Consider the following 16,348-nt stretch of genomic DNA (forward strand, 5'->3'; position numbering starts at 1 on the left):
AAAATGGATAGTGTTATACGTTTTAGTGTTTCTTTACCTAGTCAGTTACTTGACGAACTAGATAAAAAGGTTAGCGAACAAGGCTACGCTTCTAGGAGCGAATTTACGAGGGATTTAATACGCGAAAAGATCGTAAGTGATAGCTGGAAGGACGCTAGTGAGGAGTTGATCGGGGTTTTGACGCTCATTTATATGCATCATCACAACGATTTGGTGAATAAAAAGATGGATATAGAGCATAGCTCTGATGTGAAAATCATCTGCACAAACCATGTTCATGTCGATCACCATAACTGCTTAGAAACGATTTCAATAAGAGGCGAGGCGGGCAAAATTGAACGCTTTGCTGAAAGGATCGCTGGTTTAAAAGGTGTTAAATTTTCTAAACTTACAAGGGCAGCTATTCCTAGGTTTTAGTTTTTTAAGGGTCTTTATGTGTTTTAGGAATTTTAGGGGTTTTTTTATAGGTGAAGCTAGCAGCGGTATTTTTCTTATCGTTGCTGCTTTAGTGGCATTTATCTTTGAAAATATTTTTTTAAGCAGTTTTTATAACTCATTTTTACAAATCGATACAAGGCTAAATTTTGGCAAATCGCCGATACAAAAGCCCCTTATCCTTTTGGTAAATGATAGTTTGATGGCCGTTTTTTTCTTTTTACTTGGGTTTAGACTTAAGCGAGAAATTTTTAAAGCAAAGCTTAGGAGTCTGACCCAAGCTACCTTGCTAAAAATTTTTATCATCGGCAGCATTTTAGCTTCTGTATTTTTTTATATTTTAAATCACAATTATATTTTTTGTTGAAAGACTAAGACAGTGTCAATGGATATAAATACGGCATTTAAAACACTAGCTAGAAATTTGGTGTTTTGGATATCTTATAAAAGAGAGTGTGAATAATGAACTTTTTAAATAGAATTTTTCTAGCAAAAGAGCTGGATCGGTGGCAAAGTGACGGCATAGTCGATAAAGAGACCGCTATAAAAATAGCAAATTTATACGACATCGACCCTGATGCCCATAGTGACAAGATAAGTTTTGTCCTAAAGCTCGTAGCATATCTCTTTTTTGCGCTAGCCTTTTTTACGCTCGTTGGTGCAAACTGGGAAGAGATACCAAGACTAGGACGTTTAGCACTTGTGTTGTTTGTACTTGGGCTTGTAAATTTTGGTGGAATTTACTATCTTGCAAAGGGAAAGGAAAATCTATCAACGGCGATGTTTTTTCTTGGAAATTTCTGCTTTGGTGCGGCGATTGCTCTTATTGCTCAAATTTATAACATTAGCGATGAGCCAAGTGGTGGTATTTTGCTTTGGAGTATCGGGGCGTTTGCGGTTTCTTTTGCTAGTAAAAAAGGTGTGTTGGTAGCCCAAAGTCTTATCTTTGCGACAGTTTGGTTTTTTATGATAACTTATCAAGGCGACTTTGGTTTTGGCTTTATCATTTTTATAGCACTTGGCGCATATACGCTTTACAAAGACGACTCAAAATGGCTTGCTTTTGTGCTTTTTATAGATATTTTTATATACATCATTTCATTTTGCGGCTACATTAGTGGTCTTAGAGCGATATTTGATTATGGATTTTTGTTTGGACTTCCGATGGTTGCGATCGTATCGCTATCTTATGCACTTTTACTTATCAGCATTTCGCCTCTACTAGATAAGTTTAGAGTAGGGCTTGGCGTATTTACGAAAGAATTTGGTAAAAATTTTGGCGTTTTTGTGTTGTTATTTTGTCTATTTTTATTTGAAGAAAGAAATTTATTTGAGGTTGGAGATGAAGAGCTTTGGTTTGTGAAGTCGTTTTTTAAAAGCAACTTTGGCTTTGTCTTTATCCTATTTAGTGTTGCTTATTTTGTACTATTTTTTAAAGAAAAAAACAAGAGTGGCTTGCTACTTGGGGCACTGCTCGTGTCGTTGCCATTTGTCTTTAGCTACGGGCCTGGCTACGCAAATATATTTTTCTCGCTCGCAAATATCATAACAGCTGCGGTTCTTATCAAAAAGGGTGAGTTAAAACTCGGTCTTTGTATGATATTTTTGGTTGCAGCCGTGAGGTATTTCCAACTCATAGGTGATTATATTGGTGCTACGGCGCTATTTATGGTGTTTGCTTTCATAGTGCTAGTTGTCGCTAGAAAAGGACGTAAAAAATGAAGATAAAATTCTTAATAGTAGCTGTAGTTTTTCAAATTTTGCTTATTGGCATTATGCTTGGCTACGCGCTTATGCCGCTTTATTTTGGGCAAGAGGTAAGAGTAAGGGTCAATCTTTATGATCCAAGAGATCTTTTTCGCGGAAACTATGTTGATTTAAACTATGATTTTTCAAATTTTCACTCAAGAAATTTTGACGAAAATGATAAAGATGACCGCTATATCGACCAATACGATGAGAGAGTAAGAGATGGAGCTAGAGTTTATGCTGTTTTAAAACCAGATGTTAATGGCACCTACAGCTTTGCTAAATTTAGTATAAGCAAGCCAGATAATGGAGTGTTTTTAGCTGGTAGATATGATGGCTACTCGCTTGTAAAATACGGCATAGAGCACTTTTATATGTCACCTGATAGTGCAGCTAGTACCGAAGATGAAATGAGAGAAGAAGACGTTGATGCCTATGCTGTTTTGATGGTGATGGATAATGGCAAGGCTAGATTAAAGGATCTAATAATCCAAAAGAATGCCCAAAAAAATAGCAAAAAACTACTTGGTGATGAAAATTTTGATAAGTTGGATGAGATTAGGCAAAAAGAGTAAAGTAAATTTAGTCAAAATTCTTATGCAAATTTTATTTATATTTTTAAATTTAAATAAAAATTTAAATAAATTAATTAATTTTGATCTATTTGCAAAAACTCCTAAATTTTAATTTTATTTTTAAATTTAAGAGTTAAAATCTCCATAAATTAATAAAAAAGGATGAAAAAATGTGTAAAGATTGCGGTTGTTCAATGGGTAATCACGCCCACGTTCACACTCACGCTGATGGCACCACTCACTCGCACCCACACACTCATGATGGACATACAGATCACGCTCATGACGCACATGAGCACAATCATGACACTCACGCACATCCAGTGCTAAATGAGAGTAAAACCATAGACGTGATAGAGAAAATCCTCTGCGAAAATGATAAAGAAGCTGCTCACAACAGAGCTCATCTTGATGAAAAAAAGATACTTTGCGTAAATTTAATGAGTAGCCCAGGGGCAGGCAAGACAACGCTTCTAGAGGCTACGATAAAGGCTGGTAAGTTTAAAATAGGCGTTGTTGAGGGCGATTTGGAGACAAATCAAGACGCCGACCGTATAGTAAAGGCTGGCGCAAAGGCTCATCAGATAAGCACAGGTCAGACCTGTCACTTAGATGCTTTTATGGTGCATGAAGGCCTTCATCACTTGCCACTAAATGAGCTTGATCTGGTTTTTATAGAAAATGTTGGAAATTTAGTCTGCCCTGCTAGCTATGACGTTGGCTCACATTTTAACGCTGTGCTTCTTTCAGTGCCTGAGGGCGATGATAAAGTGAGCAAATATCCAGTGATGTTTAGGGCTGCTGACGTGCTTCTCATCACAAAAGCTTCGCTTGCACCACACTTTGACTTTAATATCGAGCGAGTGAAAAACGACGCTAGAAAGCTAAATCCAAAGGTTGATATCTTTGTGATAGATAGCAAAACTGGTGAGGGCATTGATAAGTGGATAAGTTATTTGGAATTTAAAAAAGAGCTAAGATAATGTGCCTCTCGATCCCTTCAAAAGTAATAGAAATAGATGAAAACAACGTTGCCACCGTTGAGACTCTGGGCGTTACTAGAAAGGTAAGCCTTGATCTCATCTCTGAAGAGGTAAAAGTTGGCGAATACGTGCTAATCCACGTTGGATACGCTATGCAAAAGATCGATACGCAGTTTGCGCTTGAGAGTTTAGAGGTCTATCAAAAGATCGCTGATGATATGAACGCGGGGAAAATTTGATGGATCTTATCAATGACTTTCGCGATAAAAATTTAATCCTAGCCCTTTCAAAACTCATCCAAAAAGAGAGTACAAAGCCCCTAAATATAATGGAAATTTGCGGCGGACACACGCATAGCATTATGAAATTTGCACTGCCAAGTTTGGTTGGAGAGCATATAAATTTCATCCATGGCCCAGGCTGTCCGGTCTGCGTGATGCCAAAGAGCCGCATAGATGAGGCCTGTAAGCTAGCTAGCATGGATAATGTGATCTTTTGCACGCTAGCTGATATGCTAAGAGTGCCTGGCTCAAAGACAAGCTTGCAAAAGCTTCGTGGCGAGGGACATGATATAAGAGCGCTTTACACTCCACTTGATGCGCTAAATATAGCACAACAAAATCCAGACAAAAAGGTCATATTTTTTGCAATCGGCTTTGAGACGACGACACCGATGAGCGCAAATTTGGTTGAAAAAGTGGTGCAAGAGGGCATTAAAAATTTATACTTTCACATAAATCACGTAACTGTCCCGGCTCCAGTTAGAGCTATAATGAGCGATGAAAACGTGAGGATAGACGCATTTTTAGGCCCAAGCCATGTAAGTGTCATCACTGGAAGTAAAATTTATAAAGAGCTAGCAGATGAGTTTAAAAGACCAATCGCCATTAGCGGTTTTGAGCCGCTTGACATCATGGCAAGTGTCTTAAATTTAGTCCGTCAGCAAAATGCAGGCACACATGAAGTCTACAACGAGTACGCAAGGGCTGTCAAAGAAGAGGGTAATGTCAAGGCAAAAGAGCTCATAGCTAAGTACTTTGAGCCGTGCGACTTTGTCTGGAGAGGCCTTGGCGAGATAGCGCAAAGCGGCATGAAGCTAAAAGACGAGTTTGCCTACCTTGACGCTAGGGTGCAGTTTGACTGCAGTGTAGAGAGCGCTGGCGAGAGCAAGGCTTGCATTTGTGGGCAAATTTTAAGAGGGCTAGCAAAACCAACAGAGTGTAAAGTCTTTGGTAAAGTTTGCAATCCGCAAAATCCGATAGGATCGTGCATGGTCTCAAGCGAGGGTGCTTGTGCGGCGTATTTTAAATATGCAAGAGTTGGTTAAGGAATTTAATGAAAAAGATAATGCTAAGCCACGGCGGAGGCGGCGAGGAGATGAACTCGCTTATAAATGAGACAATATTTAAAATTTTTGATAATGAAATTTTAAGGCAGAGCAACGACTCGGCAATATTAAATTTAGGTGGCAAGATCGCTTTTAGCTCTGATAGCTTTGTCGTGACTCCCATTTTTTTTAATGGCGGTGACATCGGCAAGATCGCAGCTTGTGGCACGATAAATGACCTTGCAATGGTTGGAGCAAGCGCAAAATACCTAAGCTGCTCGCTCATCATCGAAGAGGGGCTTGGTATAGAAGAACTTGAGCACGTGCTTGGATCGCTTGCAAAAACTTGTAAAGAAAGTGGCGTGAGCATAGTTTGTGGTGATACAAAGGTCGTGCCAAAAGGCAAATGCGATAAAATTTTCATAAACACGGCTGGTATCGGCGAGATAGTTTGCGAAGGCGTGGAGCTTAAAAATTTAAAAGCAGGGGCTAAAATTTTAATCTCTGGAGATGTTGGCAGGCACGGTGGTGTGGTGCTTGCAGCAAGAGAGGAATTTGAGCTTGGGCTTGATCTAAAAAGTGACTGCAAGAGCCTAAAAGAGGTTGTCTTAAAGCTACTTAGCGCTGGCATAAAACCGCAGTGCATGCGTGACGCGACTAGGGGCGGACTAAGTGCAGTGCTAAATGAATGGGCTAAATTTAGTAAATTTGATATCTTGGTCTTTGAAGAAAATATAAAAGTAGCCGACGAAGTTATGGGCGTTTGTGAGCTATTTGGATTTGAGCCTTATGAGCTTGCAAATGAGGGCACTTTTGTGATGGCTGTTGATGAGAGCCAGGCCGAGACTGCACTAGAAATTTTAAGAGAATTTGATAAAAATGCGATGATAATAGGCGAGGCAATGGAAGCTAAAAACGAGCGTGTCATTATCGAAAACGCCTATAAATCAAGAAGATTTCTCGAGCCGCCAAAGGGCGAGCTACTACCAAGGATCTGCTAATGCACGAGCTCAGTATCGTTCAAAATTTAGTCAGCCTTTGCGAGAAAAACGCAGCTAAAGAAAATGCCAAAGAGATAAGTAAAATCGAGATAAAGGTCGGCCGTCTAAGCGGTGTTGAGCCACACTATTTAGAGAGTGCCTTCGATGTTTATAAGGCTGGTACGATCTGCGAAAACGCCGAACTTGTGATAAATTTACAAGCTGTGGTTATTGAGTGCTTGGATTGCGGATTTGGTGGGGAGCTTAGCGAAAATGACTTTACTTGTCCAAAGTGCAAAAGCCAAAATTTAAAGGTGACTGACGGAGAAGAGATGTATCTTATGCGCCTTGAGATGAAGTAAATTTTACATATTTTTATATGTAAAATTTTATGCTTTTTGTCAAAATATTTTAATAGCACTAGTATCAAAAAAATAACTACCAAAACCTTGATCTTTAGCTTTCGATATCCTTTTTACGCGCTTTGCAAGCCGAGGATAATATAAATAATCAAAAATGAGTGCCACTCTTGGCTTTAGAAGCAGCCAATAATTTTTCTATAATTTTCGTGCGTTACAGATTTAAACTACTCAAATATCAAAAACGGAGCCTGAATCACGTTTCTTATTATCTTTAGTGGCGAGAGCAGGGCGTCTTGCAGGATCTGCGTCGAGTACTCAGGCTTATCGGTAGTGCCTCGTATGGCGATGACAGTTGAGAGCGAGCGGTCCTTGCCAAGGATTATTTGATTTACCAGTGGAATTTTATCAATGATACTGCTAGCATCTTTTAGTAGCTTTAGCTCAAGGTCGATATTTATCTTTTTACTCTTTAGATCGATCGTACCACGTCCGCCGATATCAGCGCTTGTGCCTATCATTTCAATCGCCAAAAACTCGATCATATCGCCATTTCTAGTGAGTAAAATTTTACCATTTTTAACAGTAAAGCCCTTGTCATTAAAGTCAGGCGTTTTAAAGCTAAGAAGCGATGGAACGGAGTTTAAAAAGCTAAGTAGTCTTTGATAAAAGATATAATCTTTTAAAAAAGTATCAAAAAATCTCACCTCTGCCTTGAAATTCTTAGAGTTTTCTCCAAGTAGTTTCAGGCGAAATTTACCACCCTCAAAACTCTTGATGCCAAAAAGGTCGTTGATAAATTCTCCGCTTATGTCGGTTGCGTCTAAATTTATACTCTTTTCATCGTTAAAATAGCCAACTCTTCCTTGTTTTGCTAGCCCATTTAGCGAGGTGCTTTTGCCCTTTTTTTCGGCACTAAAGCTAGTAAATGGCAAGGTCTTGTTTAGATCCCTTAAAATGATATCGCCATTTTTTGCTAAAAGCTCAAGCGGCGTGATTTGCTCGCTGGTTTTGTTATCGTCAAGCACTAGCAAATTTAGATCTTTAGTTTTTACGTTTATGGCTTTTTCTTTTATGTCTAGGCTTAACTTTTTACTTGCGCTATCTACCTTCACACCAGTTTTTGAGACTAAAATTTTAAGATCGTCATTTTCGTACTTTGAGCCATTTTTATCTAAAAACGGCAAATCAAAGTTTACCTCTTTGGCAAAAATTTCAAGATCAGTAAAATCCTTACTTTTTATACTAAGTTCATCAAAACCATGCACGCCGTTTTGCTTTAAAACAGGCGAGCTCTCTATGAAAAATTTACTATTTTTTGTTGTTATTTTGCTTTCACTGCCAAAGCTCATATCAAGCCCAAATGGCTCTATCTTGAGCAAAGTTTCATCAGCCTTGCTAAAGTCTAAAAAAGCAGTAAATGGCTCATTTTTAAAGGCTAAAATTTCATCATTTTTTTCTTTTAGATCAAAGCTTTCTATTGTGCCTTTTATCTCGCCAGTGCTTTTTTGTAAATTTATATCAGCCTTGGCATTTGCTTTAAAAAACTCAAGCCCAAAGCCAGTAGCATCGATGCTTAAATTTATCGTATTTATGAGCTTTACAAGGGCGTTTTTAGCGTTAAATTTACTCCCAGCTATTTCTAAAACCGCGTCACTTAGCTTAAATTCTCCATTTGCAATGACGCTTTTTTCGTCAAAATTTTCTAAGCTTTTCTCATCAAGCTTTATCAAAATTTTTAAGCTAGCATCCATTTTTCCGCTAAGCTGCCTTACTGGCACGATGATTTTATAAGCTTTTAATATCTCATTTATAGCTTCATCATAAATTGATTTTGTCTTTATAAGTAGCTCTAAATTTGCGCTTTTTTCATCAAAGATATTATTTATCACAACGCTTGAGCCATCAAGCTTTTTACCCTTGTAAATAGGCGAAATAAGATCAAATTTAAGTTTTGAGTTTTTAAGCGTGATATTTGCCTCACCTACATTTACGGCTGGCAAGCCTTTTTCAAATTTAACGAGCAAATTTTTAGTGTTTGCGGTGGCATTTAGATCATTTAGATAAAAGTTATTTTTAGCTAAATTAGCCTTGCCGTTAATCTCTTTTAGCTCGTAATCATCAGCAACGATGTATCCATATATCCAGTTTTTAACTTCACTATTTAGCTCTATGCGTCTATCAAGCTCATCAATGAAGTTTTTAATGCTTCCAGCCTCGACATCGTAAGCTTTGTAGGTTAAAAATGTATCTTTTAGGGCAAAATTTAGCTTACCGCGCAGCTCATGAGAGGTGAAATTTCCCTCAAATTTATAGTCATTTTTATCAAAATCTGCACTTCCTTCGCCGCTAATACTGACGTTAAAATCCTTAAAGCTTAAATTTCTAACGCTAAAAAGATCTATTCCATCTTGCTGTTCGTTTTGGAATTTAATATCCACATTTAAATAAGGGCTATCAACAAAAAATATATCATCTAAAAATAGAATTTTTAGTTTAAAATCATCGCCTATTTGCACATTTTCAAGTGAAATTTCTTGAAAAATCGTATCTATAAAATCTACGCTTTTACTAAGATTTAAAAGGCGCTCATCGCTGCTTTTTTGCTTGCTTTCTTTCTTAAAATTTGGGAGCTTTATCTGCTTTGCTCTTGCAATTATTTTTTTATCTAATTTTATATATAATTGCTCCAATTTTACGCCGTAAAACTCGAAATCGTTAATTTTTATGCCGTATTTTAAAAGTAAGATAAATGAAAGAATCAAGATGATAAAAAATTTTATGAAAAAGCCATATTTAGACATTTTTTTTGATATCGTAGCCATCATTTTCCTAAGTATTTTTGTCTATTTGGCACGCCCTATAAACACAAGCAAGGTCGTTTTTATACCAAAGGGAAGTGTGGGCGAGATTATATCTTATTTAGCTAATCGTAACTTTAACTTAAGCGTGATAGACAAATACGCCATACTTTTTATCGGCTCTCCGCAATCTGGCTGGATAGAGATCGGTCAAGACAAAATTTCAAGGGTTGATTTTTTAAAAAAACTTGCAAAATCAAAAGCAGCTTTAACCGAGATAACGCTAATACCAGGCGAAACGACTATCGTTTTTTTAAACCAGATCGCCGCCCAGCTAGGACTTGACCCAGTTAAGCTAAATAGCGAATATAACGCTCTTGCTCCAGTGAGTGATGGCTTTTTGATGCCAAATACATATAAAATTCCAATAGGCATCAGCGAAAGGCACCTTGCTTTTTATCTTGTAAATTCATCAAAAAAGGCTCAAAGCGAGATCAGCAATAAAATTTTTGGCGAATACAATGAGAAAAAATGGTTTAAAATTTTAACGATCGCTTCGATCATCCAAAAAGAAGCGGCAAACAACGCTGAGATGCCACTTGTCGCCTCAGTCATTTATAACCGCCTAAATAAAGGTATGAGGCTGCAAATGGACGGCACATTAAACTACGGAATTTATTCGCACGATGTGATCACGGCTGAGCGCATAAGAAGTGATATGAGCGAGTTTAATACCTATCTAAACGACGGCATTCCGCCAAGTCCGGTTTGCTCGGTCTCGATAAGTGCGATCAAAGCAGCAATAAACCCTGTAAAGAGCGATTATCTATACTTTGTGCTTGACAAAAAGGCAAAAAAACACATTTTTTCAAAAACCTTAAGCGAGCACAACCAAAATATAGGAAAATAGAGCTAGAATTTGCGGCAAATGCCTAAAATACAACGAGATTTAATAAAGAAAGTGATAAATTTTAAAAAAATAAAAGGGCTAAAATGAGTGACATTATCTGGACCAAAACTGACGAAGCACCGCTATTTGCAAGCTACTCTCTCTTTCCTATCGTAAAGAGCTTTTTATCACGCACTGACATTAGTATAACTAGGGCCGATATTAGTCTGGCTGGGAGAATTTTATCTCTTTTTAGCAAAGAGCTTGGACTAAATAAGTCCGATGAGCTAGAACTTTTGGGCGAACTGACTGCGCACAAAGAGGCAAATATCATAAAACTGCCAAACATCTCAGCTACGCTTGTTCAGCTAAAAGCAGCGATAGAGGAGCTTAGAAGCAAGGGCATAAATGTGCCTTTTTATCCAGATGAGATCATCACAGACTACGACGAAGAGATCGCTAAAAAATACCAAAAAGTGCTAGGAAGCGCAGTAAATCCAGTTCTTAGACAAGGAAACTCAGATAGAAGAGTCTTGCCACCGGTTAAAGAATTTGCCAAAAAGCATCCTCACAGCAATGGCGACTGGGACAAGGCAAATAAAACTAAAATTTGCTACATGCAAAAGGGCGACTTTTATGAGAATGAGCGCTCAATTATCGCAGAAAAAGATGAGAAATTTTATATAAATTTCATAAATTTAGATGGCAAAAAAGAGCTTTTAAAAGAGCTTGCTGTCCAAAGTGGCGAGATCGTAGATGCTACCTTTTTAAGCGCAGATGAGCTAGATAAATTTTATGAAAAGTGTTTTGATGAGGCAAAAAAAGAGAATTTGACCTTGAGCTTGCATCTAAAATGCACGATGATGAAAGTTAGCGACCCAGTCATCTTTGCTCACGCGATAAAAAGCTATTTTAAAGAGGTTTTTGAGCTGTTTGATGAGGAGTTTAAAGCTCACGGCGTTGAGGCAAAAAATGGTTTAAAAGATATGTTTTCTAAAATTTCAACTCTTAAAAATAAAGATGAAATTTTGGCTAAATTTGATGAAATTTTGAGCAAAAAGGTAAAAATTTGGGTATTAAATGAAAATACCAGCAACTTTGACGTGCCAAATGACGTCATCATCGACGCCTCCGTACCAGCACTCATTAGAAACTCTGGTAAGATAAAAGATAGAAGCGGCGAGCTAAATTTCTCGCTTTGTATGATCCCAGATAGGACCTACGCTAGGGTTTATGAGGCCTGCGTGGCGGACTTTAAAGAGCATGGTGCGCTTGATGTGAGCAGCATAGGCAGTGTGGCAAACGTGGGGTTAATGGCTAAAAAGGCCGAGGAATACGGCAGCCATGATAAGACTTTTATCGCAAAAGAGGACGGAGAATTTGTAGTTTTTGATGAGGCTGGCAAGAGTGTCTTTAAATTTAGCGTCAAAAAGGGCGACATTTTTAGGATGACTCAGGCAAAGGATGATGCGATAAATGCGTGGTTTGAGCTTGCTTTAAAAAGAGGAGAAATTTCAAAAGATGAGCTTATATTTTGGCTAGATAGTAGCCGTGCTCATGATAGAAATTTGATAGTTAAATTTGAAAAATTTAGAGAGAAATTTGCTAGGGCTGGCGTGAAATTTGAAATTTTAAACTACGAGCAAGCAACGATAAAATCGCTTGGGGCAATAAGAGCTGGCAAAAACGTAATAAGCGTTACTGGCAACGTTTTAAGAGACTATCTAACCGATCTTTTCCCGATCTTTGAGCTAGGTGGCAGCTCTAAAATGCTCTCGGTCGTGCCACTACTTGCTGGTGGAGCGATGTTTGAAACAGGTGCTGGCGGGACAGCTCCGACGCTTGTAAAAGAACTAAAAGAGAGAAATCACCTGCTTTGGGATAGCTTAGGCGAGTTTTTAGCGCTTAGTGCTTCGCTCGAGCATTTGGCATTTGCTAAGCAAAAAAAAGAGGCAAAAGAGCTAAGTGATGCGCTAAATAGAGCGGTTGCTAGCTATTTGGACGAAAACAAAACGCCAAATGCCACTCTTGATACTAGGGAGTCGCACTTTTATCTAGCGCTTTTTTGGGCAAGAGAAATGGCAAAAAGTGGCGGGATTTTAAGTAAAATTTTTGAAAATTTAGCAGACGAGCTAGAGAAAAATGAGAGCGAAATTTTAAAAGAGATAAGACAAAATGATGGTGCAAGCGTGGAATTTGGCGGATATTATTTGCCAGATGAAGTGAGGGCAAATGAGGTCATGAGACCAAGCAAAATTTTAAATCAAATAATAGGATGAGAAAATGAAAATAAGTATAGTTGGAGCTGGAAACGTCGGTGCGAGCATAGCTTATGCGCTTTGCATGAGAGAAGTTTGCGATGAGATCACGCTTGTGGATATATTTGGTGATGTGGCACGTGCAAAAGCTATCGATTTAGCTCAGTCAAGCTGCGTTTTTAACGCAAAAACTACCGTTTGCGGTGGCGATGATTTTATGCTAATAGAGGGCAGTGATATCGTAGTGGTAACTGCTGGAAGCCCAAGAAAAGAGGGTCAAACAAGAGAGGACTTGCTCCTTAAAAACGCCGTAGTCGTAAAACAAACAGCTCAAAATATTGCAAAATTTGCACCAAATGCGGTGATAATCGTTGTGACAAATCCGCTTGATGTGATGGTCTGGACGGCTCATAAATTTAGTGGTTTTAGCAAAAATAAAGTGATCGGCATGGCTGGTGAGCTTGATGGCGCAAGATGCAGATATGAGCTAGCACTTCTAAAAGATAAAGATGCAAAAGAGCTAAAGACAAAGATAATTGGCGCTCACAACGATGAGATGATCGTATCTGCTAGCAACATTAGCGAAAATTTAAACGAAAATGAGCTTGCAACTCTTAAAAAAGAGACAAGCACAGGTGGCGCAAAGATCGTTAAGCTCCTTGGCACTTCAGCTTACTACGCACCAGCGGCTGCTGTTGTGAAAATGTGTGAAGCGATCATGGGCAAGAGTGATGAAATTTTAAGTGCTAGCGTGCTTCTTAATGATGAGCTAAGTTGCGGCAGGCTAGTAAGGCTTGGACGTGATGGCTTAAAAGAAATTTTAGAGCTAAATATAAATGAAAGTGAGCAAGAGCAGCTAAGTAAAAGCGAAGCTGATATTAGAAAAAACATTAAATTTTTAAAAGAAAATTTGGATTAGGAATATAGATGATAATAAAAGAAAATGTACCTGTTTGGGTCGATGAGAGCAGGTGTAAGGCCTGTGATGTCTGCGTGAGCTACTGCCCAGCAGGCGTACTAGCTATGAGACTTGAGCCAAAGGCGGTGCTTGGTAAGATGATAGAGGTCGTCTATGCTGACTCATGTATAGGCTGTCGCGACTGTGAGCTTCACTGTCCTGATTTTGCCATTTATGTGGCTGAAAAAGGCTTTAAATTTGCAAAGCTAACGCCTGAGAGTAAAGAACGAGCTGTGGCCGTAAAGGCAAATAAATTTGCAAAACTTGGAGAGAGCGCATGAGAGAGCTAGTATCAACTGGAAATGCCCTAGTAGCAAGGGCTGCGGTCGAGTGTGGCTGTAACTTCTTTGGCGGATATCCTATCACTCCAAGTAGCGAGATTGCCCACGAGCTAAGCGTGCTTTTGCCAAAAAATGGCGGCACATTTATACAAATGGAAGATGAGATAGCTGGCATTTCAGTAGCTCTTGGTGCAAGTGCAAGTGGCGCAAAGGCGATGACTGCTAGCTCTGGACCTGGGATCTCACTAAAGGCTGAGCAAATAGGTCTTGGCTTTATCGCTGAGATACCGCTTGTCATCGTAAATGTTATGCGTGGCGGCCCTTCAACTGGCCTACCAACCAGAGTCGCACAAGGCGATATCTTGCAGGCTAAAAACCCAACTCACGGCGATATAAGCATGATCGTCCTTGCGCCAAGCAGCCTAGAGGAGTGCTATACGCAGACCGTGCGAGCCTTTAACCTCGCAGCTAGGTTTATGACGCCAGTTATGCTGCTACTTGATGAGACTATAGGTCATATGCAAGCAAGAGTGCGCCTGCCAGAGATAGGCGAGCTTGAAATTTATAAAAGAAAAGAATTTAGTGGCGAGCCAAAAGAGTATAAGCCTTACGAGGCTACGCATGATGAGCCAGCCACGCTAAATCCTTTCTTTAAAGGCTATCACTACCATATAACAGGACTTCATCACGGCGCTACTGGCTTTCCAACAGAAGATGGCAAGATCGTTGAAAGCTCGATGAATAGGCTATTTGATAAGATAAATTTACACACTGACGAGTGCGAAAAATTTGAAGAGTTTATGCTTGATGACGCTGAAATTTGCATCATCGCCTTTGGAAGTGTGGCACTTTCAGCCAAGCAAGCGATATTAAATTTACGTGAAAAGGGGCTAAAAGTAGGGCTCTTTAAACCACTCACACTTTTTCCAGCTCCAACCAAAAAACTAAAAGAGATATCAAATACATTTAATAAAATTTTAGTTTGCGAGCTAAATTTAGGTCAATATAGCGGCGAAATTTCAAAGATCATCTTAAGAGATGACTTTGCAAAACTACTAAAAGCAAACGGTAGACCGATAAGTCCAAGCGAGATCGAGGCAAAGATAGGAGAAATTTATGGCTTTTAATTATGATAAATATTTACGAACAGATAAAATGCCTACTCTTTGGTGCTGGGGCTGTGGCGACGGCGTCATACTAAAGGCGCTCATCCGCGCTATCGACACGATGGGCTGGGACATGAACGACGTTTGCGTGGTCTCAGGCATAGGTTGCTCTGGCCGCTTTAGCGGATACCTTGACTGCAACACCATTCACACGACTCACGGCAGAGCCATAGCCTACGCCACTGGCGTAAAGATGGCAAACCCAGACAAACACGTCATCGTAGTAACTGGCGACGGCGACGGACTGGCGATTGGAGGCAACCACACGATACATGGATGCCGCCGAAATATCGGGCTAAATCACATCTTAATAAACAACTTCATTTATGCACTTACAAACTCGCAAACTAGCCCAACGACGCCAAAGGGCATGTGGACGGTCACAGCGCAGTACGGCAACATCGATCCTAGCTTTGACGCCTGTAAGCTCGCAACCGCAGCAGGTGCTAGCTTTGTCGCGCGCGGAAGCGTCATCGAGCCAGAGAAGCTTACAAAGCTCTTTGTGGAGGGCTTTAGCCACGATGGATACAGCTTTTTTGATGTATTTTCAAACTGCCATATAAATTTAGGTCGCAAGAACAAAATGGGCGAGGCGGTGAAAAATTTAGAGTGGATAAAGGGCCGCACGACGAGCAAGGTCAAATTTGACATGCTAAGCGACGAAGAGAAAGAGGGCATTTTCCCACTTGGCGTGCTTCACAAAGATGAAGAGAAGATAGAGTACACCAAGGCTTACGATATGGTAAGAAGGGCTGCTATGAGCGGTGAGCCGATCGATTTTAAGGAGCTAGCATGAGGTCACAATTAAGATTTGTCGGCGTTGGCGGACAGGGCGTCATACTAGCAGGCGAGATCCTCTCAGCTGCCAAGATAAAGGCAGGCGGATACGGCGTTAAGGCCTCTACCTACACATCTCAGGTGCGCGGCGGCCCAACGAAGGTCGATATCATACTTGATGAGAAAGAAATTTTATACCCTTACGCAAACGAGGGTGAGATAGACTTCATGCTAGCAACCGCACAGATAAGCTACGATGCCTTTAAAAGCGGCGTAAAAGAGGGTGGCGCGATCGTGGTCGAGCCAAATTTGGTAAAAGTAAGCGATGAAGACAAAAAGCACTGGAAAATTTATGAAATCCCTATCATCTCTATCGCAAAAGACGAGGTCGGTAATGTCATCACTCAAAGCGTTGTTGCTCTTGGTGTGGCTGTGGCTATGAGTGGATGCATGGATGAAAATTTAGTGCGTGAAGAGATGCTAGCAAGCGTGCCAGCTAAGGTCAAAGATGCAAATGCCAAAGCTTACGAGCTAGGCCTAAAATACGCAAAAGAGCTTTTAAAATAAATTTTGGCTAATTTTTAGCCAAAATTCTACTATAAACAGAAAAATCAATTATTACTTTTCTTAAAATTTTAAGCATAATTTTTCGATATAAAAGATTATATTTATAGTTTTTATTTATCTTATCAAAGCTATGAAATTTTTAAAAATCGTTCTCATAATGCCTTATTTTAGCTTTCTTAAATAAAATGTATTTTTAAATATTTAATAAATTAATAAATTATATTTAAGATTTGTTTTAGTAAC

General features: G+C 39.3%; 17 protein-coding genes. 16 read left to right on the forward strand and 1 reads right to left on the reverse strand.

Annotated elements, in window-relative coordinates; genetic code table 11:
• Nucleotides 1–3 precede the first annotated feature (3 nt).
• The 9 genes from nikR to hypA all read left to right on the forward strand — a co-directional run bounded on the left by nikR (nt 4) and on the right by hypA (nt 6,411).
• The gene (nikR, locus tag CVT13_RS00390; protein ID WP_021091291.1) at nt 4–417 is read left to right on the forward strand and encodes a nickel-responsive transcriptional regulator NikR; all 414 of its coding nucleotides are present in this window, start codon (nt 4–6) and stop codon (nt 415–417) included.
• A 16-nt stretch (nt 418–433) separates the two neighbouring features.
• On the forward strand, nt 434–802 hold the full coding sequence (locus tag CVT13_RS10590) for a Na+/H+ antiporter NhaA (protein ID WP_107811204.1): 369 nt from the start codon (nt 434–436) through the stop codon (nt 800–802).
• 95 nt (nt 803–897) lie between these two features.
• Nucleotides 898–2,157 (forward strand): DUF2157 domain-containing protein, encoded by a 1,260-nt coding sequence (locus tag CVT13_RS00400; protein WP_107811205.1) that lies wholly within the window; start codon nt 898–900, stop codon nt 2,155–2,157.
• Entirely contained in the window at nt 2,154–2,759 is a 606-nt protein-coding gene (locus tag CVT13_RS00405) for a GDYXXLXY domain-containing protein (protein ID WP_107811206.1), read from the forward strand. Before CVT13_RS00400 ends, CVT13_RS00405 begins: the two co-directional genes overlap by 4 nt.
• Before the next feature lie 170 nt (nt 2,760–2,929).
• On the forward strand, nt 2,930–3,742 hold the full coding sequence (hypB, locus tag CVT13_RS00410; protein WP_107811207.1) for a hydrogenase nickel incorporation protein HypB: 813 nt from the start codon (nt 2,930–2,932) through the stop codon (nt 3,740–3,742).
• Nucleotides 3,742–3,981 (forward strand): HypC/HybG/HupF family hydrogenase formation chaperone, encoded by a 240-nt coding sequence (locus CVT13_RS00415; RefSeq protein ID WP_054196671.1) that lies wholly within the window; start codon nt 3,742–3,744, stop codon nt 3,979–3,981. Before hypB ends, CVT13_RS00415 begins: the two co-directional genes overlap by 1 nt.
• The gene (gene hypD, locus CVT13_RS00420; protein ID WP_107811208.1) at nt 3,981–5,069 is read left to right on the forward strand and encodes a hydrogenase formation protein HypD; all 1,089 of its coding nucleotides are present in this window, start codon (nt 3,981–3,983) and stop codon (nt 5,067–5,069) included. Before CVT13_RS00415 ends, hypD begins: the two co-directional genes overlap by 1 nt.
• 8 nt (nt 5,070–5,077) lie before the next feature.
• Nucleotides 5,078–6,070: a hydrogenase expression/formation protein HypE gene (gene hypE / locus CVT13_RS00425; RefSeq protein ID WP_107811209.1), complete on the forward strand. Its 993-nt coding sequence runs from the start codon at nt 5,078–5,080 to the stop codon at nt 6,068–6,070.
• Nucleotides 6,070–6,411, forward strand: coding sequence for a hydrogenase maturation nickel metallochaperone HypA (hypA, locus tag CVT13_RS00430; RefSeq protein WP_107811210.1), 342 nt, complete (start codon nt 6,070–6,072; stop codon nt 6,409–6,411). The genes hypE and hypA overlap by 1 nt, the downstream gene beginning before the upstream one ends.
• Before the next feature lie 224 nt (nt 6,412–6,635).
• Here the strand turns inward: hypA and CVT13_RS00435 are convergent, their stop codons facing one another.
• Nucleotides 6,636–9,101, reverse strand: a complete 2,466-nt coding sequence (locus tag CVT13_RS00435; protein ID WP_107811455.1) for an AsmA-like C-terminal domain-containing protein — start codon at nt 9,099–9,101, stop codon at nt 6,636–6,638.
• 73 nt (nt 9,102–9,174) lie between these two features.
• Here CVT13_RS00435 and mltG point away from each other — a divergent pair, with 73 nt between their 5' ends.
• The 7 genes from mltG to CVT13_RS00470 all read left to right on the forward strand — a co-directional run bounded on the left by mltG (nt 9,175) and on the right by CVT13_RS00470 (nt 16,105).
• Complete coding sequence (gene mltG, locus CVT13_RS00440) at nt 9,175–10,119, forward strand: endolytic transglycosylase MltG (RefSeq protein ID WP_107811211.1); 945 nt, start codon at nt 9,175–9,177, stop codon at nt 10,117–10,119.
• 83 nt (nt 10,120–10,202) lie between these two features.
• On the forward strand, nt 10,203–12,377 hold the full coding sequence (locus CVT13_RS00445) for an NADP-dependent isocitrate dehydrogenase (protein WP_107811212.1): 2,175 nt from the start codon (nt 10,203–10,205) through the stop codon (nt 12,375–12,377).
• A 4-nt stretch (nt 12,378–12,381) separates the two neighbouring features.
• Nucleotides 12,382–13,275 (forward strand): malate dehydrogenase, encoded by an 894-nt coding sequence (locus tag CVT13_RS00450; RefSeq protein ID WP_107811213.1) that lies wholly within the window; start codon nt 12,382–12,384, stop codon nt 13,273–13,275.
• An 8-nt stretch (nt 13,276–13,283) separates the two neighbouring features.
• Nucleotides 13,284–13,595, forward strand: a complete 312-nt coding sequence (locus tag CVT13_RS00455) for a 4Fe-4S dicluster domain-containing protein (protein WP_107695130.1) — start codon at nt 13,284–13,286, stop codon at nt 13,593–13,595.
• Nucleotides 13,592–14,722, forward strand: a complete 1,131-nt coding sequence (locus CVT13_RS00460) for a 2-oxoglutarate synthase subunit alpha (RefSeq protein WP_107811214.1) — start codon at nt 13,592–13,594, stop codon at nt 14,720–14,722. The genes CVT13_RS00455 and CVT13_RS00460 overlap by 4 nt, the downstream gene beginning before the upstream one ends.
• The gene (locus tag CVT13_RS00465) at nt 14,712–15,557 is read left to right on the forward strand and encodes a 2-oxoglutarate ferredoxin oxidoreductase subunit beta (protein ID WP_107811215.1); all 846 of its coding nucleotides are present in this window, start codon (nt 14,712–14,714) and stop codon (nt 15,555–15,557) included. The genes CVT13_RS00460 and CVT13_RS00465 overlap by 11 nt, the downstream gene beginning before the upstream one ends.
• Nucleotides 15,554–16,105 carry a 2-oxoacid:acceptor oxidoreductase family protein gene (locus CVT13_RS00470; RefSeq protein WP_107811216.1) on the forward strand — a complete coding sequence of 184 codons (552 nt, stop codon included), beginning with the start codon at nt 15,554–15,556 and terminating at the stop codon, nt 16,103–16,105. Before CVT13_RS00465 ends, CVT13_RS00470 begins: the two co-directional genes overlap by 4 nt.
• Nucleotides 16,106–16,348: the final 243 nt, after the last annotated feature.

The organism is Campylobacter concisus, assembly GCF_003049085.1.
Taxonomy (GTDB): Bacteria; Campylobacterota; Campylobacteria; order Campylobacterales; family Campylobacteraceae; genus Campylobacter_A; species Campylobacter_A concisus_H.

Excerpts from the sequence above, each read along its gene's own strand:
- nikR (WP_021091291.1), top strand. The coding sequence starts at position 4 with ATGGATAGTGTTATACGTTTTAGTGTTTCTTTACCTAGTCAGTTACTT.
- CVT13_RS10590 (WP_107811204.1), top strand. The coding sequence starts at position 434 with ATGTGTTTTAGGAATTTTAGGGGTTTTTTTATAGGTGAAGCTAGCAGC.
- CVT13_RS00400 (WP_107811205.1), top strand. The coding sequence starts at position 898 with ATGAACTTTTTAAATAGAATTTTTCTAGCAAAAGAGCTGGATCGGTGG.
- CVT13_RS00405 (WP_107811206.1), top strand. The coding sequence starts at position 2,154 with ATGAAGATAAAATTCTTAATAGTAGCTGTAGTTTTTCAAATTTTGCTT.
- hypB (WP_107811207.1), top strand. The coding sequence starts at position 2,930 with ATGTGTAAAGATTGCGGTTGTTCAATGGGTAATCACGCCCACGTTCAC.
- CVT13_RS00415 (WP_054196671.1), top strand. The coding sequence starts at position 3,742 with ATGTGCCTCTCGATCCCTTCAAAAGTAATAGAAATAGATGAAAACAAC.
- hypD (WP_107811208.1), top strand. The coding sequence starts at position 3,981 with ATGGATCTTATCAATGACTTTCGCGATAAAAATTTAATCCTAGCCCTT.
- hypE (WP_107811209.1), top strand. The coding sequence starts at position 5,078 with ATGAAAAAGATAATGCTAAGCCACGGCGGAGGCGGCGAGGAGATGAAC.
- hypA (WP_107811210.1), top strand. The coding sequence starts at position 6,070 with ATGCACGAGCTCAGTATCGTTCAAAATTTAGTCAGCCTTTGCGAGAAA.
- mltG (WP_107811211.1), top strand. The coding sequence starts at position 9,175 with ATGATAAAAAATTTTATGAAAAAGCCATATTTAGACATTTTTTTTGAT.
- CVT13_RS00445 (WP_107811212.1), top strand. The coding sequence starts at position 10,203 with ATGAGTGACATTATCTGGACCAAAACTGACGAAGCACCGCTATTTGCA.
- CVT13_RS00450 (WP_107811213.1), top strand. The coding sequence starts at position 12,382 with ATGAAAATAAGTATAGTTGGAGCTGGAAACGTCGGTGCGAGCATAGCT.
- CVT13_RS00455 (WP_107695130.1), top strand. The coding sequence starts at position 13,284 with ATGATAATAAAAGAAAATGTACCTGTTTGGGTCGATGAGAGCAGGTGT.
- CVT13_RS00460 (WP_107811214.1), top strand. The coding sequence starts at position 13,592 with ATGAGAGAGCTAGTATCAACTGGAAATGCCCTAGTAGCAAGGGCTGCG.
- CVT13_RS00465 (WP_107811215.1), top strand. The coding sequence starts at position 14,712 with ATGGCTTTTAATTATGATAAATATTTACGAACAGATAAAATGCCTACT.
- CVT13_RS00470 (WP_107811216.1), top strand. The coding sequence starts at position 15,554 with ATGAGGTCACAATTAAGATTTGTCGGCGTTGGCGGACAGGGCGTCATA.